This is a genomic window from Nonomuraea sp. NPDC001831, from assembly GCF_042892035.1.
In the GTDB taxonomy this organism is placed as follows: domain Bacteria; phylum Actinomycetota; class Actinomycetes; order Streptosporangiales; family Streptosporangiaceae; genus Nonomuraea.
In genome coordinates this window covers 142,804-163,133 of sequence record NZ_JBIATU010000005.1, presented here as the reverse complement: position 1 = coordinate 163,133, position 20,330 = coordinate 142,804, and the positions used below count along the sequence as shown (strand labels likewise).

The 20,330-nt window shown below is 72.4% G+C and carries 14 protein-coding genes; 9 read left to right on the top strand and 5 right to left on the bottom strand.

The genetic code is table 11. The annotated features are described in order from the left end of the window. Position 1 precedes the first annotated feature (1 nt). The 3 genes from ACFYYW_RS18645 to ctaD form a co-directional block, all read right to left on the bottom strand. Positions 2 to 940 (bottom strand): diacylglycerol kinase family protein, encoded by a 939-nt coding sequence (locus ACFYYW_RS18645; RefSeq protein WP_357701098.1) that lies wholly within the window; start codon positions 938 to 940, stop codon positions 2 to 4. Positions 941 to 1,019: 79 nt separating this feature from the next. After that, the gene (locus tag ACFYYW_RS18640) at positions 1,020 to 3,770 is read right to left on the bottom strand and encodes an immune inhibitor A domain-containing protein (protein ID WP_364414057.1); all 2,751 of its coding nucleotides are present in this window, start codon (positions 3,768 to 3,770) and stop codon (positions 1,020 to 1,022) included. Positions 3,771 to 3,984: 214 nt separating this feature from the next. Next, on the bottom strand, positions 3,985 to 5,703 hold the full coding sequence (ctaD, locus tag ACFYYW_RS18635) for a cytochrome c oxidase subunit I (RefSeq protein WP_387650177.1): 1,719 nt from the start codon (positions 5,701 to 5,703) through the stop codon (positions 3,985 to 3,987). 184 nt (positions 5,704 to 5,887) lie between these two features. Between ctaD and ACFYYW_RS18630 the strand changes: the two genes are divergently transcribed. Continuing rightward, entirely contained in the window at positions 5,888 to 7,093 is a 1,206-nt protein-coding gene (locus ACFYYW_RS18630; protein WP_387650176.1) for an aminotransferase class I/II-fold pyridoxal phosphate-dependent enzyme, read from the top strand. Here the strand turns inward: ACFYYW_RS18630 and ACFYYW_RS18625 are convergent. Continuing rightward, positions 7,090 to 7,662 carry a hypothetical protein gene (locus tag ACFYYW_RS18625; protein WP_352320236.1) on the bottom strand — a complete coding sequence of 191 codons (573 nt, stop codon included), beginning with the start codon at positions 7,660 to 7,662 and terminating at the stop codon, positions 7,090 to 7,092. The two genes, ACFYYW_RS18630 and ACFYYW_RS18625, sit on opposite strands and share 4 nt — an antisense overlap. 52 nt (positions 7,663 to 7,714) lie before the next feature. On the opposite strand from ACFYYW_RS18625, the gene ACFYYW_RS18620 reads away from it, so the two are divergent. The 7 genes from ACFYYW_RS18620 (at position 7,715) to ACFYYW_RS18590 (ending at position 18,300) form a co-directional block, all read left to right on the top strand. After that, positions 7,715 to 9,076 carry an FAD-binding oxidoreductase gene (locus ACFYYW_RS18620; RefSeq protein WP_387650174.1) on the top strand — a complete coding sequence of 454 codons (1,362 nt, stop codon included), beginning with the start codon at positions 7,715 to 7,717 and terminating at the stop codon, positions 9,074 to 9,076. A 162-nt stretch (positions 9,077 to 9,238) separates the two neighbouring features. Continuing rightward, complete coding sequence (locus tag ACFYYW_RS18615; protein ID WP_387650172.1) at positions 9,239 to 11,668, top strand: serine/threonine protein kinase; 2,430 nt, start codon at positions 9,239 to 9,241, stop codon at positions 11,666 to 11,668. 60 nt (positions 11,669 to 11,728) lie between these two features. Continuing rightward, positions 11,729 to 12,358: a TetR/AcrR family transcriptional regulator gene (locus ACFYYW_RS18610; protein ID WP_387650171.1), complete on the top strand. Its 630-nt coding sequence runs from the start codon at positions 11,729 to 11,731 to the stop codon at positions 12,356 to 12,358. 53 nt (positions 12,359 to 12,411) lie between these two features. Then, positions 12,412 to 13,944, top strand: coding sequence for an acyl-CoA carboxylase subunit beta (locus tag ACFYYW_RS18605; protein ID WP_352320329.1), 1,533 nt, complete (start codon positions 12,412 to 12,414; stop codon positions 13,942 to 13,944). After that, on the top strand, positions 13,941 to 15,830 hold the full coding sequence (locus ACFYYW_RS18600) for a biotin carboxylase N-terminal domain-containing protein (protein WP_387650169.1): 1,890 nt from the start codon (positions 13,941 to 13,943) through the stop codon (positions 15,828 to 15,830). Before ACFYYW_RS18605 ends, ACFYYW_RS18600 begins: the two co-directional genes overlap by 4 nt. Further along, complete coding sequence (locus ACFYYW_RS18595) at positions 15,827 to 16,588, top strand: enoyl-CoA hydratase-related protein (protein ID WP_352320246.1); 762 nt, start codon at positions 15,827 to 15,829, stop codon at positions 16,586 to 16,588. The genes ACFYYW_RS18600 and ACFYYW_RS18595 overlap by 4 nt, the downstream gene beginning before the upstream one ends. Further along, positions 16,588 to 18,300 carry an acyclic terpene utilization AtuA family protein gene (locus ACFYYW_RS18590; protein WP_387650586.1) on the top strand — a complete coding sequence of 571 codons (1,713 nt, stop codon included), beginning with the start codon at positions 16,588 to 16,590 and terminating at the stop codon, positions 18,298 to 18,300. The genes ACFYYW_RS18595 and ACFYYW_RS18590 overlap by 1 nt, the downstream gene beginning before the upstream one ends. On the opposite strand, the gene ACFYYW_RS18585 is transcribed toward ACFYYW_RS18590, so the two are convergent. After that, a complete protein-coding gene (locus ACFYYW_RS18585) occupies positions 18,226 to 19,092 on the bottom strand; it encodes an ROK family protein (protein ID WP_387650167.1) in 867 nt (288 codons plus the stop codon). The genes ACFYYW_RS18590 and ACFYYW_RS18585 overlap by 75 nt on opposite strands. 216 nt (positions 19,093 to 19,308) lie before the next feature. On the opposite strand from ACFYYW_RS18585, the gene ACFYYW_RS18580 reads away from it, so the two are divergent. Next, complete coding sequence (locus ACFYYW_RS18580) at positions 19,309 to 20,322, top strand: phosphotransferase family protein (RefSeq protein ID WP_387650166.1); 1,014 nt, start codon at positions 19,309 to 19,311, stop codon at positions 20,320 to 20,322. The last annotated feature ends 8 nt before the right edge of the window (positions 20,323 to 20,330 follow it).

The window sequence follows — 20,330 nt, the reverse complement described above, 5'->3', positions numbered from 1 at the left end:
GTCAGTTGTCCTCGAAGGAGTCGGGGACCATCACCCGCACGCCGTTGGGCACCACGCGCAGCGTGATCGGGGTGCGCAGGCGCACCTCGCCGTCGACGTCGGCGGCCATCGGCGGGTCGGTCTCCAGCAGCATCTCCCGGCCGACCACGAACGGGCCGCCCGCCAGGCTGCGCCAGCGGCCGGTGGTCGCGCGCAGCAGCGTCTCGCCGAGCAGGCGCAGCTTCTTGCCCGAGCCGAGCTGGTAGGCCACCAGCATGCCGTTGTCGATGCTGATGTCCTTGGCCACCTGCCAGCCGCCGTGGAAACGCCCGTTGGCGATGTTGAGCTGGTGGGTGAGCAGCTCGTGGCGCCGGCCCTCGACGGTGATGTAGGCCCGGAAGGGCCGGTGGCCCGGCAGGACGGTGAGCGCGGTCATCGGGTAGGCCGGGCGGCCCACGATGCGCTTGAGCCACGGCTTGACCCGGCCGGCCACCTCGACCGAGACGCCGAAGCTGGCCAGGTTGGCGAAGGGCCGGTCACCGGCCATGCCGAGGTCGATGTCGGCGACCTTGCCGGTGGAGAACACCCGGATGGCGCCGGCCAGGTCGAGCGGCAGGCCGAGGCTCCTGGCGAAGTTGTTGGTGGTGCCGAGCGGCAACACGCCGAGCGCCACGTCGCGGTGGGCGACGTGGCGCACGGCCGAGGAGAGGGTGCCGTCGCCGCCGCCCACGATCAGCAGGTCGGGGTCGGTGGCGAGGGCGGTGTCGAGCAGGTCGCGCAGCCGCTTGGGGTTGTAGACCGACAGCTCGGCCAGCGGCTCGAACCCCAGGTTGTGCAGCTGCTCGATGACCTCGAAGTAGTGGCGGCGGCCGCGGCGCGAGCGAGTGTTCACCACCACCGCCACCCGGCGATCCCGCCGGATCGCCTCAGTGTGCTCGATCTTGGTGCGCAGTTCGCTCATGGTCATCAATCGTAGGCGCTGTGTCCGCCGCTCCGTGCTGGATCGGGGGGCCGCCGGAGACCCGGCGGCCCTCCTCACGCTACTTCTTCGGCGGGACGACCTGGACGATGGCGCCCAGGTTGCCCGGCAGCGGGCTGATCAGCTTGAACTGCACGCCCAGCGCCTTGCCCTCGTCGCCGGGGTTGCCCGAGCCGGCGACGTGGCCGTTGCCGAGGTCGGTGCCGTACAGCTCGGTGGCGGGGGTGCCGTCCAGGTGCACCACGCGGGTGCTGTACGGCTGGTCGCCCTTGCTCGGCACCACCGTGGAGGCGTCGAAGTCACGGTAGTAGAGCGAGCCGTTCTGCAGCTCGAAGCCCGGAACCCAGGTCTTCGCGTCGGTGAAGTTCGGCACGCCCTTGAGCGCGGGGACGTTGGTGCAGTACTCGCTGAACGGCTCGTCCGGCGCCTCCAGGCACTCCTTCAGCGGGTAGGTCTTGTTGAAGGAGAACGCCGCGTTCGAGGACTGCGTACGGCCCTCCAGGTTCTTGTGCCTGGACGGGTCCTTCTCGGCGGCGGTGCCGGTGCGGCGCAGCGGGTCGTAGTGCGAGTCCACGACCAGCAGGCTGCCCTTGGAGCCGATGCTCGGCGGCAGGGTCAGGTTGTTGACCACCGAGTTGTTGGTGAAGGTCGAGTCGCGGTACCAGACCAGCAGGCCGGGCGCGTTGTACTTGACCTTCTCGACCTTCCACGCCCCGTCGCGGGAGTAGTTGGTGTCGTAGGCGTACTGCAGGCCCTTGTCGAAGCCGTCGAAGTTGCGCCACTCGGCGAGGTAGAAGCGGGAGATCTCGCGCGAGCCGTTGTTGATGGTCCAGCCCTGGCCGCTGGTGTTGGTGAACGTGCCGCCGGTGGCCTTCCAGCCGTTCTCGCCGTTCTCGACGTCGTCGCTCCAGACGGCGGTGCCGCCGTTGGTGAGCGAGAAGTCGTCGGCGTGCCAGCCGCGCGGCTCGAAGGCGGCGTCGGTGTTGTAGGTCAGGCGCAGCTTGATCGACTGCCCGGCGTACGGCGTCAGGTTGACGTAGTCGTGCCGCCACTGGCCGCCGGTGTCACCGGTGAGCCCGTACTTCTTGTTGCCGAACGTCTTGAGGTTCTTGTTCGGGTCGGGGTAGCCGTCGGGGGTGGTGACCTCGGCGCCGGCCTCGTCGTAGACCTTGAGCTGGGTCCAGGTCTGGCCGCCGTCGGTGGAGACCTCCACGAAGCCGAAGTCCCAGTCCTGCTCGATCTCGTAGTTGTTCCACATCCAGAACCGCACGTCGGAGCCCGCGGGCACCGGGACGTCGCGGGTCAGGGTCTGGTTGGCCCAGTCCTGGTCCAGGTTGGACCACCAGGCCTTCGTGCCGCTGTGCGGGTCGATCATCTTCAGCGGCGTGGACGCCAGGTTCACCCGGACGCCGTCCTCGGTGAGCTTGGGCGTGCGCGAGGACTGCCCGACCGTGACGAGCCTGGAGGCGTCACCCGGGTTGAACGTCTTCGGGTTGGCCCAGCCGAGCACCCACTTGTCCCACAGGCCCATGTGCGTGGGCATGGACTGGAAGATGGGGCCGGAGTGGGAGCCGCTGGACATCAGGTCCCAGAAGTCCACCGCGGAGCTGGCCTGGCCGCTGGTGTCGTACAGGTCGGGCAGGCCCAGGTCGTGGCCGTACTCGTGGGCGAAGACGCCGACGCCGGAGTCCTCGGGCTGCACGATGTAGTTGGAGATCTTCTTGTCGCTGCCGGGGATCTTGTAGCCGCCCGCGACCGCGCTGGAGTGCGCCCAGATGGCGTAGGTGCCCTCGGCGCCGCCGTCGGAGGACTTGTCCTTGCCGGCGTGCACCATCACCAGGTGGTCGATGACGCCGTCGGGCTCGTCGAAGTTGCCGTCGCCGTCGGAGTCGGCCACGTCCTCCTGGTCGTAGTCGGCCCACGGGAAGTTGGGCTGGGCCGCGGCCAGGGCGTTGACCGTGTCGATGGCGAGCTGGCCCGCGCCGGTCGGGTTGCTGGGGTGACCGGACATGTCCTGCGGCTGGCCGCCACAGGCCGCGGCGCCGTAGTACGCCTCGGAGTGGGGGGCCTTGATCCAGCCGACGGCCGAGCCGGTGACGGAGTAGGCGCCCTTGGACAGCTCCTCGTACATCTTCTTCATCGTGAAGCCGGAGATGTCGATGCCGGGCTTGCCGTCGCGCGGGTCCTTGAGGTCCTTGCGCACGCGCTCGGTGATGCCCTTGTCGCTGTAGAGCATCTTGTTGAAGTGGTCGGTGCTGAAGTCCTTGAGCCAGAAGGAGTTGTTGTCCTTCTGCGGCAGCGTCGCCGGGTCGGGGATCTTGTTGTGCAGCGGGCCGTTCTTGAGCGTGCCCGGCGGCTCGACCACGCAGTCGTCCGGCGGGCTGTCGGTGGTGCGCAGCCGGTTGAAGCCGGAGAAGTCGTCGTTCGCCTGCTCGTTGAACTCGACCAGGACGGTGAGGAGCTTGGCGGTCTTGACCTGCTTGGAGTTCTTGAAGATCCACTCAGCCGGGTTGCGGCCGGTCCTGATCGCCTGGTTCTCGCGGGCGGCGAGGACGCGGGCCGCGGCGGGGTTCCCGCTGACGAACTTCCTGTCGAACTTCTCCGCCGGTGAGAGCGAACGGGCCTTGCCCTTGTTCAGGCCGGGTTCCTGCGGCTCCTTCTCGACCCGCGGGGGAGCGTAGTTGATGTAGTAGTCCGCCGCCGTGGGCTGGTAGCTGGCCACTGACGTGGCCTGGGCCGCCGGGACGGTCAGCGCGGCGCCGAGGAGGGCGACCGCCGGGAACGCGACTAACAGGCGCTTTGAGCTTGGCACCAGGTACCCTCTCTGCCCGGGGTCGCCGGGCGCATGGCCATAGGGTGTGCAATGCCGGACGCTAGAGGGTGGATAAACGGGTCGTAAAGTACGTTGTTGAAACGTGATCAAACCACGACATTTTGACCAACAGAATTGCCGCGGCGGCGTCGCCCGCAATGGTCCCGCATAAACGGAACAACGCGATCTTGGAAACGCCGGACCGGCCGGCAGGTCAGTCGGCGGCGAGCACCGGCGGCGGCTGCTCGGGGCCGGTGTCCGGCTCCCCGGGGCCGGGGTCCGGCTCCACGGCGGGCGTCGCGTCCTCGTGCGGGTAGTGCAGGTCGAACGCGGGCCGCTCGGAGCGGATCGGCGGCATGCTGGTGAAGTTGTGCCGCGGCGGCGGGCAGGAGGTCGCCCACTCCAGCGAGTTGCCGTACCCCCAGGGGTCGTCGAGCGTGACCCTGGGCGCGTGCCTGGCCGTCCGGTACACGTTGTAGAGGAACGGCAGCGTCGAGGCGCCGAGCAGGAACGCCCCGGCCGAGGAGATCTCGTTGAGCGCGGTGAAGCCGTCGGCCGCGCTGTAGTCGGCGTACCGGCGCGGCATGCCGAGCTGGCCCAGCCAGTGCTGGACGAGGAATGTGGTGTGGAAGCCGATGAACAACGTCCAGAAGTGCACCTTGCCGAGCCGGTCGTCGAGCATCTTGCCGGTCATCTTCGGCCACCAGAAGTAGAAGCCGGCGAACATGGCGAACACGACCGTGCCGAAGACCACGTAGTGGAAGTGCGCGACGACGAAGTAGGTGTCGCTGATCTGGAAGTCCAGCGGCGGCGAGGCCAGGATGACGCCGGTCAGCCCGCCGATCAGGAACGTGACCAGGAACCCCACCGCGAACAACATCGGCGTCTCGAACGACAGATGGCCGCGCCACATCGTGCCGATCCAGTTGAAGAACTTCACGCCCGTCGGCACCGCGATGAGGAACGTCATGAACGAGAAGAACGGCAGCAGCACCTGCCCGGTCGCGAACATGTGGTGCGCCCACACGGTCATCGACAGCCCGGCGATGGCGATGGTGGCCCCGATCAGGCTCATGTAGCCGAAGATCGGCTTGCGGCTGAACACCGGGATCACCTCGGTGACGATCCCGAAGAACGGCAGCGCGATGATGTAGACCTCGGGATGGCCGAAGAACCAGAACAGGTGCTGCCACAGCAGCGGCCCGCCGTTCGCGCCGTCGAAGACGTGCGTGCCGAGCTTGCGGTCCGACTCCAGCACCAGCAGCGCGGCGGCCAGCACGGGGAAGGCCATCAGCACGAGCATGCTGGTCAGCAGCACGTTCCAGGTGAAGATGGGCAGGCGGAACATGGTCATGCCCGGGGCCCGCATGCCGATGATCGTGGAGATGAAGTTGACCGCGCCGAGGATCGTGCCGAGGCCGGACATCACCAGGCCCATGATCCACAGGTCGCCGCCCACCTGCGGCGAGTGGACGGCCGACGACAGCGGCGTGTAGGCGAACCAGCCGAAGTCGGCGGCCCCGCCCGGGGTGAGGAAGCCCGCCAGCACCATCAGCCCGCCGAACAGGAACAGCCAGTACGCCACCGCGTTCAGCCGGGGGAAGGCCACGTCGGGCGCGCCGATCTGCAGCGGCATGACCACGTTGGCGAACCCGGCGAACAGCGGCGTGGCGAACAGCAGCAGCATCACCGTGCCGTGGATGGTGAACAGCTGGTTGTACTGCTGCTGGCTGACCACCTGCATGCCGGGCTGCGCCAGCTCCGCCCTGATCAGCATGGCCATGACGCCCGCGACGAGGAAGAAGCCGAAGGAGGTGATCAGGTAGAGGTACCCGATGACCTTGTGGTCGGTCGTCGAGAGCCAGGAGGCGATGACGGTCCCGGTACGGCGGCGCCTGACCTGCTCGATCGAGGTGTCCCGAACAGTCGTCACGGCTGCTCCCTCCTTCGCGGAGTTGTGCCTGCCCCGATGTCCTCCATTCCACTCCGGCGATCGCCGGACGGGAAGCGCTTCTTTAGAACGTCTTTGAACCGGTGTCCCACATGCCGGGCGATTACCGGACCCCTGGGGGACTTCTTCTATCCTTTGGACCGAACCGACTCGGAGGAGAGATCTCGTGACCGCACAGAGTGACTACGCCGCCCTCGTCCAGCGGGGGCTCTCGCTCGACCTCACCCGGGGCAAGCCGTCACCGCGCCAGCTCGATCTCTCCGACGGCATGCTCAAGCTGCCCACCTCCGTCAAGGCCGCCGACGGCACCGACGGCCGCAACTACGGCAATCTCCAGGGCCTGCCCGAGCTGCGCGAGATCTTCGCGCCGCTGGTGCAGGTGCCCGCCGGGCAGCTCGTCGTGGGCGGCAACTCCAGCCTGACGCTGATGCACGACACGATCGTGCACGCGCTGCTGTCGAAGGTGCCGGGGGCCGAGCGCCGCTGGGTCGAGGAGCCGGAGATCACGTTCCTGTGCCCGGTGCCCGGCTACGACCGGCACTTCACCATCTGCGAGCGGCTCGGCATCAAGATGACGGCCGTCCCAATGAACGCCGACGGCCCCGACATGGACGTCGTCGAGCGCCTGGTCGCCGCGGACCCGGCGGTCAAGGGCATCTGGTGCGTGCCGAAGTACAGCAACCCGTCCGGCGTCACCTACAGCGACGAGACCGTGCGCAGGCTGGCCGCCATGCCGACGGCCGCCCCCGACTTCCGGATCATGTGGGACAACGCCTACGCCGTCCACCACCTCACCGACACGCCGGACGAGCTGGCCGACCTGCTCGCGCTGGCGGCCGAGCACGGCAACGCCGACCGCGTGTTCGTCTACGCCTCCACCTCGAAGGTGACGTACGCGGGCTCGGGCGTGTCGTTCTTCGGCTCCTCGCCGGCGAACGTGGAGTGGTTCCTCGCCAACACCGCCAAGCAGTCCATCGGCCCCGACAAGCTCAACCAGCTCCGGCACGTGGAGTTCCTGCGCGACGCCGCGGGCGTGGCCGCGCACATGCGGCGGCACGCCGAGCTGATCGGCCCGAAGTTCGAGCTGGTCGACAAGATGCTGACCGAGCGGCTCGGCGACCTGGCCACCTGGACCAGCCCGCGCGGCGGCTATTTCATCAGCCTGGAGGTGCCGCACGCCGCCGAGGTGGTGGCCAGGGCCAAGGCCGCGGGCATCGCGCTCACCCCGGCCGGCGCCACCCACCCCTACGGCCAGGACCCGGCCGACCGCACGATCCGCATCGCCCCCACCTTCCCCGAGCCGGCGGAGCTGGAGCAGGCCATCGACGGCCTGGCCGTGTGCGTCCGCCTGGTGGCGGAGGAGCGCGGCTAGATCGCCCGGCCCCGGAAGCCGAAGATGTACTCGCGCGTCTCGCCCGGATGGAACGAGACGCCGACCCCCGGCTCGAACGCGACGTTGTCGCGGGCGCAGTAGTACAGCCGTTCCCACACGGCCAGCGCCTTCTCCCGGGCCGGGGCCTCGGCGTGGTCGCGCCTGCGGGCGCCGCGCGCGCCGAGCACGAACAGCAGCCCGAGCCCCCAGAACAGCCCCGTGAGGCAGAACGGCGCGAGCAGCACCTCGCTCCACTGCGAGTCCTTGCCCATCGCGATCACCAGCGACACGACGAGGTGCACCAGGGCCGCCACGCCGAGCATGATCCACCCCTGGTTCCTGGCCCAGGGCGTGTAGTGGCGGCTGGGGAACGACATCCACACCGCGAGCTGCGTACGGCTCATGACGTGCTTCGACGCGCCCATCGACGGCGCGGTCGGCAGGTCGGCGACCTCGCGCTGGCTGGGCAGTCTGACCCTTCCGATCCGGTATGTCGTCCCCGCGGCCACCGCGCCCGGAACCGAGACGAGCTGGTCAGCCTGCGTACATACCGGGCACCTGACTTCCACCCAGGGCAGTCTGGCCTTAAGGAACGGTCCGCGCAAACCGTAGGGTTCAGGTGTGAGACCGATTGATGCCCTGGTGAACTCGCTGTCCGAAGCTCGCGTGCTGACCGACCCGGACGTGATCGACTCCTACGCCCGCGACCGCACGTTCGTCGAGCCGGGCAAGCCGCTCGGTGTGGTGCTGGCCGCCTCCCGCGAGGACGTGGTGACGACCCTGCGCTGGGCCACCGAGCACCGGGTGCCGGTCGTGCCGCGCGGCGCCGGCACGGGCCTGGCGGGCGCGGCCACGGCCGGCGACGGGACGATCGTGTTGTCGCTGGCCAGGATGACGGCCATCAGGGAGCTCTCGCCCGCCGACGAGATCGCCGTGGTGGAGCCGGGGGTCATCACCGCCGACCTCGACCGCGCCGCCCGCGAGCACGGGCTCATGTACGCGCCGGACCCCTCGTCGTACGAGATCTCCACGATCGGCGGGAACCTGGCCACCAACGCCGGCGGCCTGCGCTGCGTGAAGTACGGCGTCACCAGGGACGCCACGCTCGGCCTGGAGGTCGTGCTGGCCGACGGGCGGATCCTGAACACCGGCCGGCGCACGATGAAGGGCGTCACCGGCTACGACCTGACCGGGCTGTTCGTCGGCTCGGAGGGCACGCTGGGCGTGATCACCGCGGCCACCGTGCGGCTGCGGCGGGCGCCGGCCGCGCCGCCGGCCACGTTCGCCGCCGAGTTCGGCTCGCTGCGCGAGGCGGGCGCGGCCGTGTCGGCGATCATGGCCGCGGGCTGCCAGCCCTCGCTGATGGAGCTGCTGGACCGCGCCACGCTGGAGGCCATCGACGACTGGCGCAACATCGGGCTCGAACCGGCCACGCAGGCCATGCTGATCGGCCAGTCCGACGCCGCCGACGGCCAGGCGGTGGCCGCCCGCATGGAACGGCTCTGCCTGGACAACGGCGCCTCGTTCGTGGCCGTCTCCACCAGCCCCCAGGAGACCGAGGAGCTGGTCGGGCTGCGCAGGATGGCCTACCAGGCCAAGGAGCGGCTGGGGGCGTGCCTGGTCGAGGACGTGTGCGTGCCGCGCTCGGCGCTGCCCGAGATGATCACCGCGATCGAGGCGGCGGCGGCCCGGCACGGCGTGCGGATCTGCACTGTGGCCCACGCCGGCGACGGCAACCTGCACCCGGTCTTCATCTTCGAGCACGGCACGGCCGAGCCGCCCGCGCAGGTGTGGGCCGCGGCCGACGAGGTGTTCCGGCACGCGCTCTCGCTCGGCGGCACGCTGACCGGCGAGCACGGCGTGGGCGTGCTCAAGCGGCGCTGGCTGGGGCTGGAGTCCGGGCCGGTGGCGGCCGAGATGCAGCAGGGCATCAAGGCGGTCTTCGACCCGCTGGGCATCATGAACCCGGGCAAGGCCATCTGAATTTGCCAAGCCGTGACCTTGGGCTCCGGCGCGGACACGACCTGCGACGAAACACTGACATGCTCCGTCAAAAGGCGAAACTTACTTACAGGTCCGGCAGACGTCCCACATGTCACGCTGGTAGCGTTTTGCCCCATCTATTGGTTGTCATGGGGGTCCGACGTGAATCAGTTCCAGCCGTTGGCGGCGGACGACCCGCGGCGGCTGGGGGCGTACGACATCGTCGCCCGGCTCGGCGAGGGTGGTCAAGGCGTCGTCTATCTGGGCAAGAGCGACTCAGGTGACCAGGTCGCCGTCAAGCTGCTGCACAACGCCCTCGTGGCCGACGCCGACGCGCGGACCAGGTTCCTGCGCGAGGTGGCGGTGGCGCAGCGGGTCGCCCGGTTCTGCACCGCGCCCGTCCTCCACGCCGACCTCGACGGGAGCCGCCCGTACATCGTGAGCGAGTACGTGCCCGGCCCCTCGCTGCGCGAGCTCGTCATCAACGAGGGCCCGCGGCGGGGCGCGGCGCTGGAACGGCTCGCGATCAGCACGGCCACCGCGCTGGCGGCCATCCACCGGGCCGGGATCCTGCACCGCGACTTCAAGCCCGCGAACGTGCTCATGGGCCCCGAGGGGCCGGTCGTGATCGACTTCGGCATCGCCCGCGCGCTGGACTCCCCCGGCGCGACGGCCACGGGGATGGCGATGGGGACGCCGTCCTACCTGGCGCCGGAGCAGCTCAGCGGGGCCGCCGTGTCGGAGGCCGCCGACGTCTTCGCGTGGGGCGTCACGATGGTGTACGCGGCCACCGGCAAGCCCGCGTTCGGGGCCGACTCGATCCCCGTGGTGATGAACCGCATCCTGAACGAGGAGCCGCAGCTCGGCGGGATGGAGGGCGAGCTCGCCGCGCTGGTGGGCCTGTGCCTGTCGAAGGACCCGGCGCAGCGGCCGAGCGCCGACGAGCTGATCGTCCGGCTCACGGGGCAGCCCGCGCCCAAGGCCGCCGTCGAGCCGGTCACCGGCGCGACCGCCACCCCGGCCGTGCCCCATCAGGCCGGGCCCGCGAATGGCCCCTCCGGGGCGGCGCAGGACGCCTACCCCGGTCCCTGGACCCAGCCGACCGGCGCCAACGCCGTGCCCCGGCAGCCCGGCCCCGACAACCGTCCCGCCCCCGGCGTCCCCCAGGGACCGGCGGGCGGCCACCAGGGTGCGGCGGGCCCTCAGGGTGCGGCGGGCGGCCCTCAGGGCCTCCCGACCGGCCACGGCGCGCCGGGCGGCCCCCACGCGGCCGCCATGCCCGGCGCCGCCCAGGGCGTCCCCCACCCGGGCGTCCCCCAGGCCGGCGTTCCCGGCGGCCCGCACCCGCCGGGCGGGCCCCAGACGGGCGCTCCCCATGGCGGCGCCCCCGCCGGCACGCCCGGCGCGCCTCACGGAGGCACGCCCGGCGGCCTCCAGGGCGGCGTTCCCGGTGGGCCCCAGAGCGGCGTCCCCGGCGCGCCTCAGGGCGGGGTTCCCGGCGGTCCCCAGGCCAGTGGCATGGGTGGCCCGGGCGCGCAGGGCGCGGGGCCGCACGGGCACCCGCACGGCGGCATGCCGGGCACTGCTCAGGCAGGACATCCCGCCGGCCCCCAGGCGGGGCACGCCGGTGGACCTCAGGCGGGGCACGCCGGCGGTCCCCAGGCGGCGAACGCGGGGGCGACCAGGGTCGGCGGTCCCGGTGGTCCGGGCGGTCCGCAGGGCGGGTCCCCCGGCGCGTCGTCCGGTGAGGCGTCCGGCAAGGCGCCGGACAAGCAGCGCCGGACGCTGACGCTCGCGCTCTCCGGCGCGGCCGCCGCCGCGCTGCTGGTGGTGGCCGGTGCCGTCGTGGTGCAGGCCAACAGCGACAAGGTCGCCGTGAACACCACCGGCAACTCCTCCCAGAACCCCGCGGGCGACGGGCAGGGCGCCGGGCAGCCCGAGCCGCCGGTCGCCGAGGTGACCCCGGACCCGATCCTCACGGCGGAGACCGGCGAGCCCGTCCCCACGCTGGACGTCGGCCAGGCCGAGCCGCCCAAGAAGGTCAAGCACACCAAGGAACCGGTCATCACGGTCCCGCACCCGGTGACGACCGTGCCGACGACCCGTCCGGCCACCAAGAGCCCCACGCCCAAGGCCACCCCCACCAAGAAGAAGAAGCCGACCGGGCTGATCAACGGCGAGGAGCAGCCGACGGCCCCTCCGACCGCCGGCCCCACGACGACGGTCCCGGCCAAGAGGCCGGCGGCGAGCAGGCCCTCCCCCAAGCCGAACACCTACAACGTGGTGACCGTCTGCGGCTCCGGCTACAAGGTGATCGACAAGCACGCGCTGGGCACCTCGGCCACGATCTACCTGCTCTACAACACCGGCGCGGGCAAGAACTGCGTGGTCACGATGTCGAAGCTGGTCTATCCCGGCAAGGTCTCCATGAACGCCACCCTCCAGGTGCAGGGCGGCGCGAGCGGCGGCAACCCGGGCAAGTTCACCGCGTACGCGGGCCCGGTCCGGCTGGCGGCCGTGAAGAAGTGCGTGATCTGGGGCGGGTCGTGGAACTCGCTGAGCTGGAAGTCCGGCTGGAGCCACTGCACCTGACGTGACGGCGCGCGGCGGGACCCCTTCCTTCCGCGCGCCCCGCTCGCTACGGTGACTGACGTGATCGTCAGATCCTTGACCCTGCGCGGCAAGCGCACGCGGGCCACGTTGCTCGCGGCCGGGCGTGAGGCGTTCGAGGAGCACGGGTATGACGCCGTGCGAATCGACGACGTGTGCGCGCGGGCCGGGGTCTCCCACGGCACCTTCTACACGTACTTCGACTCCAAGGAGTCGCTGTTCGGGGAGGTGGCGCAGACGGTGGTCGGCGAGATGTTCGCGGCGAGCGCGGTCGGCGACGCCGCCTCGGGCGACCCGTACGCCCGCATCGAGGCCGCCAACCGCCTCTACCTGCGGGCCTGGACGGCCAACTCGCGCCTGGTCCGCATGGTGGAGCACGCCGCCGACGCCGACGCCCGCTTCGGGCGGCTGGTGCTGGAGCTGCGCGAGGCGTTCGTCCGGCGCGGCGCCGACGGGCTGCGCCGGCTGCAGGAGCAGGGCCTGGCCGACCCCTCGCTCGACCCGCGGCTGACGGCCGTCATGCTGGGCGGCATGGTCGAGCACTTCGCCCACGTGTGGCTGGATCTCGGGGAGCGGGCCGGCGAGCAGGACGCCGTCGACCACCTGACCCGGCTGTGGGCGCGGGCCATCGGGCTGACGTCCACGTCGACTTCGCGACAGGAGGCCCCGTGATCAGGAGCCGGCTCGATCCGCGCGACGCCGAGCACCTGGCCCGGCGCGCGGCCATGCTCGCCAAGCTGGCCGAGCTCGACGCCGAGCACGCCAAGGCGGTGGCCGGCGGCGGCGAGAAGTACGTCGAGCGCCACCGCCGGCGCGGCAAGCTGCTCGCCAGGGAGCGCGTCGAGCTGCTGATCGACCCCGATTCGCCGTTCCTGGAGCTGTCGCCGCTGGCCGCGTGGGGCAGCGAGTTCCAGGTGGGCGCGGGCATGGTGACCGGCATCGGGGTGATCGAGGGCGTCGAGTGCGTGATCACCGCGAACGACCCCACGGTCAGGGGCGGCGCGTCCAACCCGTGGACGCTGCGCAAGTCGCTGCGCGCGGCCGACATCGCGCTGGCCAACCGGCTGCCGTACGTCAACCTGGTGGAGAGCGGCGGCGCCGACCTGCCGACGCAGAAGGAGATCTTCATCCCGGGCGGCCGGATCTTCCGCGACCTGACGCGGCTGTCAGCGGCGGGCGTCCCGACGGTGGCGCTGGTCTTCGGCAACTCCACGGCCGGCGGCGCGTACGTGCCCGGCATGAGCGACTACGTGGTGATGGTCCGCGACCGCGCCAAGGTGTTCCTGGGCGGGCCGCCGCTGGTGCGGATGGCCACCGGCGAGGAGTCCGACGACGAGTCGCTGGGCGGCGCCGAGATGCACGCCAGGACCAGCGGGCTGGCCGACTACCTGGCCGAGGACGAGCACGACGCGCTGCGCATCGGCCGCGCCGTCGTGCGCTCGCTCAACTGGCGCAAGCAGGGCGTGGCGCCGCTGCCCGCCCGCGAGCCCGCCTACCCGGCCGACGAGCTGCTGGGGATCGTCCCGGAGGACCTGAAGATCCCCTTCGACCCGCGCGAGGTGCTCGCCCGCGTGGTCGACGGCAGCGAGTTCGAGGAGTTCAAGCCCCTGTACGGCCCCTCGCTGGTCACCGGCTGGGCGCGCGTCCACGGTTACCCGGTGGGCGTGCTGGCCAACGCGCGCGGGGTGCTGTTCAGCCAGGAGTCGCAGAAGGCCACCCAGTTCATCCAGCTCGCGAACCAGTCGCGCACGCCGCTGCTGTTCCTGCAGAACACCACCGGCTACATGGTGGGCAAGGACTACGAGCAGGGCGGCATCATCAAGCACGGCGCCATGATGATCAACGCCGTGTCGAACTCGACCGTGCCGCACCTGACCGTCGTCATGGGCGCCTCCTACGGCGCCGGCAACTACGGCATGTGCGGGCGCGCCTACGACCCCCGCTTCCTGTTCAGCTGGCCCAGCGCCAAGTCGGCGGTGATGGGCCCGGCCCAGCTCGCCGGGGTGTTGTCGATCGTCGGCCGGGCCGCGGCGCAGGCCAGGGGGCAGGTCTACGACGAGGAGGCGGACGCGGCGATGCGTGCCATGGTGGAGTCCCAGATCGAGGCGGAGTCGTTGCCGTTCTTCCTGTCGGGGCGGCTCTACGACGACGGGGTGATCGACCCGCGCGACACCCGTACGGTGCTGGGCATGTGCCTGTCGGCGATCAACAGCGCGCCGGTGCCGCCCGCGGCGGGGTTCGGGGTGTTCCGCCCGTGATCACTCGTCTGCTGGTGGCCAACCGGGGCGAGATCGCCCGTCGGGTCTTCCGCACCTGCCGCTCGCTGGGCGTCTCGACGGTCGCCGTCTTCTCCGACGCCGACTCCGGCGCGCCGCACGCCCGCGAGGCCGACCTCGCCGTCCGTCTGCCGGGGTCCCATCCGGCCGAGACCTACCTGGCGGCCGACCGGATCATCGAGGCGTGCCGGGCCTCCGGCGCCGACGCGGTGCACCCGGGCTACGGGTTCCTGTCGGAGAACGCCGCGTTCGCGCGGGCCGTGCTGGACGCCGGGCTCACGTGGGTGGGGCCGCCGCCGGAGGCGATCGAGGCGATGGGCTCGAAGATCGCGGCCAAGCGGCTGATGGCCGAGGCCGGGGTGCCGGTGCTGCCCTCGCTCGACCTGGCCGCGCCGGGCGAGTTCCCGCTGCTGGTGAAGGCGTCCGCGGGCGGGGGCGGGCGCGGGATGCGGATCGTCCGGCACGCCGGTGAGCTGGCGGCCGAGGTGGAGTCGGCGCGGCGGGAGGCCGAGGCGGCCTTCGGCGACGGCGCCGTGTTCGCCGAGCCGCTGCTGGAGGCCGCCCGGCACGTCGAGGTGCAGGTGCTGGCCGACGCGCACGGCACGGTGTGGGCGTTGGGCGAGCGGGAGTGCAGCGTCCAGCGCAGGCACCAGAAGGTCGTCGAGGAGTGCCCGTCGCCGGGGATCTCGGAGCGCACCCGTGAGCTGTTGTGCGCGGCGGCCGTGCGCGCGGCCCGCCGGATCGGCTACGTCGGGGCCGGCACGGTGGAGTTCCTGGTCAAGGGCGAGCGGGTGGCGTTCCTGGAGATGAACACCCGGCTCCAGGTCGAGCATCCGGTCACCGAGCTGGTGTTCGGCGTCGACCTCGTCCGGCTGCAGCTGGAGGTGGCCGAGGGCGCGGCGCTGCCGCCTGAGCCGCCCGCGCCGCGCGGCCACGCGATCGAGGCGCGGCTGTACGCCGAGGACGCCGCCTACGTGCCCCAGACGGGCGTGCTGCGCCGGTTCGAGGTGCCGGGTGACGTCCGGGTCGACTCGGGCGTCGAGTCCGGGTCGCAGGTGTCGCCGCACTACGACGCGATGCTGGCCAAGATCGTCGCGTACGGCGCGACGCGGGCGGAGGCGGCGCGGAAGCTGGCCGCGTCCCTGCGCGGGGCCCGGCTGCACGGCCTCACCACCAACCGCGACCTGCTGCTCGACGTCGTGACCAGCCCGGCATTCCTCGCAGGCGAGACGAACACCGCCTTCCTCTCCCTCGGCGGCCCGCTGTCGCCGCCGTCGTCCCCGTCGTCCCCGCCTTCAAGCGACGACGCCCTGCCGGCGCTGGCCGCCGCGCTCGCCATGGCCGCCGCGCACCGGCGGGACGCGCCCGTCCTGGCCGGGCTGCCCGGCGGCTGGCGCAACGTGCGCTCGCAGCCCGCCCGCGCCCGGTTCGAGGAGGCCGACGTCGTCTACGACCCGCTGCCGGCGGGCGTCACGGTGGTCTCCGCGCGACCGGAGGAGGTGGTCCTGGAACGCGACGGCCTGCGGCGCACGTTCCAGGTCGCCCGGTACGACGGCGACGAGCGCCTCTACGTCGACTCCCCCATGGGCGCGGCCGTGCTGACGCCGGTGCCGCGCCTGCCCGAGCCGGTCGAGCACGTCGCCCCGGGCTCGCTGCTCGCGCCCATGCCGGGCAGCGTGCTGCGGGTCGAGGTGGCCGAGGGCGACACGGTGGCCCGGGGCCAGCCGGTCCTGGTGCTGGAGGCGATGAAGATGGAGCATCGCATCGCCGCCCCGGCGGGCGGCGTGGTGTCGGACGTACGCGTCGAGAAGGGACAGCAGGTCGAAGCCGGGGCCGTGCTGGCGATCATCCAGGAGGAGACCACATGACGAGCCTGGTGCACAGGGAGCTGGCGGACGGCGTGGCCACCGTCACGCTCGACTCGCCGGCCAACCGCAACGCGTTGTCCAGGCGGCTGCTGGCCGAGCTGGCCGAGCACCTGCGCTGGGCGCTGGCCGAGCCGGGGGCCCGGGTGATCGTGCTGACCGGCACGGGCCGGGTGTTCTGCTCGGGCGCCGACCTGAAGGAGCAGCGCGGCGACGCGGACGCGCCGGTGACGGCGTCCTTCCCGGAGATCATGACGCTGCTCTGGGAGAGCCCGAAGCCGGTGATCTGCCGCCTGAACGGCACGGCCCGCGCGGGCGGCCTCGGCCTGGTCGCCGCGTGCGACTTCGCGATCGCGCCGGACACGGCGTCGTTCGCGTTCACCGAGGTGCGGCTCGGGGTGGTGCCCGCGATGATCTCGGTGCCCGTGCTGCGCAGGCTCGACCCGCGGGCGGCGGCCGAGTACTTCCTGACCGGCGAGGTGTTCGACGCCGCCACGGCGGCCCGCATCGGCCTGCTGACCAGGGCCGTCCCGGAGGACGAGCTCGACGCGACCGTGCGGCACTACGCGGGGATGCTGGCCAGGGGCGGCCCCGAGGCGCTGGCCATCACCAAGCGGCTGGTGCGGGAGGTGCCGGCGGTCTCGTTCGAGGAGGGGCTGCGGCGGATGAGCGAGCTGTCGGCCGAGCGGTTCACCTCGGCGGAGGGTCAGGAGGGCATCGCGGCGTTCATGGACAAGCGTCCGCCCAAGTGGGTGCCGTGATGGCGCTGCGCGTCGCGAACTGCAGCGGGTTCTACGGCGACCGGCTCTCGGCGGCCAGGGAGATGGTCGAGGGCGGCCCGATCGACGTGCTCACCGGCGACTGGCTGGCCGAGCTGACCATGCTCATCCTGGCCGGCAACCGGCTCAAGGGCCGTCCCGGTTACGCCCCGACATTCCTGCGCCAGCTGGAGGACGTGCTCGGCCCGTGCCTCGACCGCGGCATCAGGATCGTGACGAACGCGGGCGGCCTCGACCCGGCCGGGTGCGCCGAGGCCGTGCACGAGCTGGCCGCCCGGCTGGGCCTGTCCCCCAAGGTCGCCCACGTGACCGGCGACGACCTCATGGGCCGCCCGCTCGACCTGGTCCACGCCGACACCGGCGAGCGCGCGCCGGCCGCGCCGCTGACCGCGAACGCCTACCTCGGCGGCCGTCCCATCGCCGCCGCGCTGTCGGCCGGCGCGGACGTCGTGGTGACCGGCCGCGTGACGGACGCCGCCCTGGTCACCGGCCCCGGCATCTGGCGGTACGGGTGGGGCCCCGGCGACCTCGACCCGCTGGCCGGCTCGGTCGTGGCGGGCCACGTCATCGAGTGCGGCTGCCAGGCCACGGGCGGCAACTACGCCTTCTTCCAGGACGTGCCCGACCTGGCCCACTGCGGCTTCCCCATCGCCGAGCTGCGCGCCGACGGCTCGGCGGTGATCACCAAGCATCCGGGCACGGGCGGCCTGGTCTCGGTCGGCACGGTCACCGCGCAGCTCGTCTACGAGCTGGGCGGCCCGCGCTACCTGGGCCCCGACGTGGTGGCCAGGTTCGACACGATCACGCTCTCCGACGACGGTCCCGACCGGGTGCTGATCTCCGGCACGCGGGGCGAGCCGCCGCCGGACACGCTCAAGGTCGCCGTCAACTACCCGGCCGGCTACCGCAACACGATGACGCTCGTCCTGACCGGCCTGGACGTCGAGGCCAAGGCGCGGGTGGCCGAGGAGGCCGTCTGGGCGCGGGTGCCGCGCGAGACCTTCGACCAGGTGGACGTGACGCTGACGGACTCGGGCCTGCTGCGGATCACCGTCATGGACGCCGACCGGCGCACGGCGGGCCGGGTCTTCTCCTCGGCCGTCGTGGAGACCGGCCTGTCCAGCTACCCGGGCTTCCACGGCCTCACCCCGCCCGGCGACGCCTCCCCGTACGGGGTCTACTGGCCGGTCCTGGTGCCGGCCTCGCAGGTGCGCCCGCGGGTCTTCCTGGACGGCGTGGAGCTGCCCGCCCAGGAGCAGCCTCCCGTCCCCCAGGGCGGCTCGCTCCCCGAGCCGCTCGCGCCGCCGGTTCCTGCGCCGCCCGGCGGGCCTGCCGTGCGCGTGCCCCTGGGCCGGGTCGCGGGGGCACGCTCCGGCGACAAGGGCGGCGACGCCAACCTCGGCGTCTGGGTCGCGACCGACGAGCAGTACGCCTGGCTGGCGGCCACCCTCACCGCCGACCGGCTCACGTCCCTGCTGCCGGAGCTGGCCGCCCACCGCGTCGAGCGGCACGAGCTGCCCAACATCAGGGCGCTCAACTTCGTCGTGCACGGGCTGCTGGGCAGGGGCGTGGCGGCCAGCCCGCGCCTGGATCCGCAGGCCAAGGCCCTGGGCGAGGAGCTACGCGCCCAGGTGGTCGACGTGCCCGCCACCCTGCTCCCCCAGCGCCCGCAGGCCGAGCAGCCCGGCGCCTAGCAGGCCCGCGTCCACGCCGAGCGCCGACGCCCGTACCTCGGGCGCGGGGCGGAAGGCGAGCCGCGCGGCCAGCCGGGCGCGCAGCGGGGTCAGCAGGGCGTCCCCGGCCAGCGACAGGCCGCCGCCGACGACGATCACCGCGGGGTCCAGCACCAGCGTGTACGTGGCCAGCGCCAGCGCCAGCGCCTCCACGGCCTCCGCCCACACGCGCGCGGCCGGCTCGTCCCCGGCGGCGGCCCGGCGGACGACGTCCTCGGCGGAGGTCTCCCCGGCGCGGGCGGCGACGGAGGCGGCCGAGGCGTAGGCGGACAGGCAGCCGCGCTGCCCGCACGGGCACGGCAGCCCGCCGGGACGCACCGGGATGTGCCCGATCTGCCCGGCCCAGCCGGCGGCGCCGCCGTACAGGGAGCCGGTCAGGACGACGGCTCCGGCGATGCCGGTGCCGATGGGCAGGTAGAGGGCGTCGGGGGCCGCCGAGCCGTACGCGAGCTCCGCCTCGCCGGCCGAGCGCACGTCGTGGCCGAGGGAGAGCGGGAGCGTCCCGTCGGTGAAGGCCGCGGCGGGCACGTCCCGCCAGCCGAACGCGGCCGAGAAGACCGCCCGCCCGGGCGCGACCAGGCCGGGCACGGCCAGGCCCACGGCCGCCGGGCGGAGCAGGGCGCCGGCGACGGTCCGCGGCGCGCTCAGGTCGGCGACGAAGGCGGAGATGGCCGCGATCACGCGGTCCGGCCCCTCGGTGCGGGGGGTGGGGCGGCGTTCCCGGTGGAGGATGCCGCCGTCCGGGGCGATCAATCCACCCTTGAGAGTCGTTCCACCCACATCAACGGCCACAACACACTTCATCCACCCATGTTCTCCCAGCAGCGGCCGCCCTCGGCTCGGTCGTGGCCCAGGACGAGCCGACCGCCCGCGGCAGTTCCCGCCGTTCATGCCGGCACCGGGTTGACCGGGCGTCGGGGGCTCTCGTAGGTTGAAGCCTCCAGAATATCGTTCTGTCAAAGGGCGGCCATGACCTCCACCCACATCGACGTCAGCGCCATCGACCTCGACGACCTCGGCGCGTGGATGGACGCCGAGGGGCTGCCGGGCGGGGCGATCACGGAGGTCGCGGCAATCCCCGGCGGCACCCAGAACGTCATGGTCCGCCTCGAACGCGGCGGCCGGCCGTACGTGCTGCGCAGGCCGCCCCTGCACGCCCGGGCCAGGAGCAACGAGGTGCTGCGGCGCGAGGCGCGGCTGCTGGCGGCACTGAGCGGCACGGCGGTGCCGGCCCCCCGGCTGGTGGCCGCGCAGACCGCCCGGGAGCCGGTGTTCTACCTGATGGAGCCGGTGGCCGGGTTCAACCCCTCGACCGGGCTGCCCGAGCCGCACGCCTCCGACGCCGCGATCCGCCACCGGATGGGCCTTGAGGCCGCCGCCGCGCTGGCCGAGCTGGGACGGGTCGATCCGGCGGTGCTGCCCGGGTTCGGCCGTCCCGAGGGCTTCCTCGACCGGCAGGTGCCGCGCTGGCTGCAGGAGCTGGACTCCTACGGCGAGCTCGACGGCTACCCCGGCCCCGACATCCCGGGCCTCGACGCCACCGCCGACTGGCTGACCCGCCACCGGCCCGCCGCGTTCGTCCCGGGGATCATGCACGGCGACTACCATTTCGCCAACCTGATGTTCGCCCTCGACGGGCCCCGGGTGGCGGCGATCGTCGACTGGGAGATGTGCACGATCGGCGACCCGCTGCTCGACCTGGGCTGGCTGCTGGCCACCTGGCCGGTGAACAACGGGCACGTGCCGGGGCTGCCGTCGGAGCGGGAGCTGGTCGCGTACTACGCGGCGCTGTCGGAGCGCGACCTGTCGGCGATCGACTGGTACGCGGTGCTGGCCTGCTTCAAGCTCGGCATCGTGCTGGAGGGCACGCACGCGCGGGCGTTCGCCGGCAAGGCGCCCCGGGACATCGGCGACGTGCTGCACGCGACCACGCTCGGTCTGTTCGCCCGCGCCCGCGACATCATGGAAGGCTTGTTGCGCTGAACCCGATG

Coding starts and splice junctions, on each gene's coding strand:
- ACFYYW_RS18645 (WP_357701098.1), bottom strand. CDS start 940: ATGAGCGAACTGCGCACCAAGATCGAGCACACTGAGGCGATCCGGCGG.
- ACFYYW_RS18605 (WP_352320329.1), top strand. CDS start 12,412: ATGCTCGCCAAGCTGGCCGAGCTCGACGCCGAGCACGCCAAGGCGGTG.
- ACFYYW_RS18595 (WP_352320246.1), top strand. CDS start 15,827: ATGACGAGCCTGGTGCACAGGGAGCTGGCGGACGGCGTGGCCACCGTC.
- ACFYYW_RS18590 (WP_387650586.1), top strand. CDS start 16,588: ATGGCGCTGCGCGTCGCGAACTGCAGCGGGTTCTACGGCGACCGGCTC.
- ACFYYW_RS18580 (WP_387650166.1), top strand. CDS start 19,309: ATGACCTCCACCCACATCGACGTCAGCGCCATCGACCTCGACGACCTC.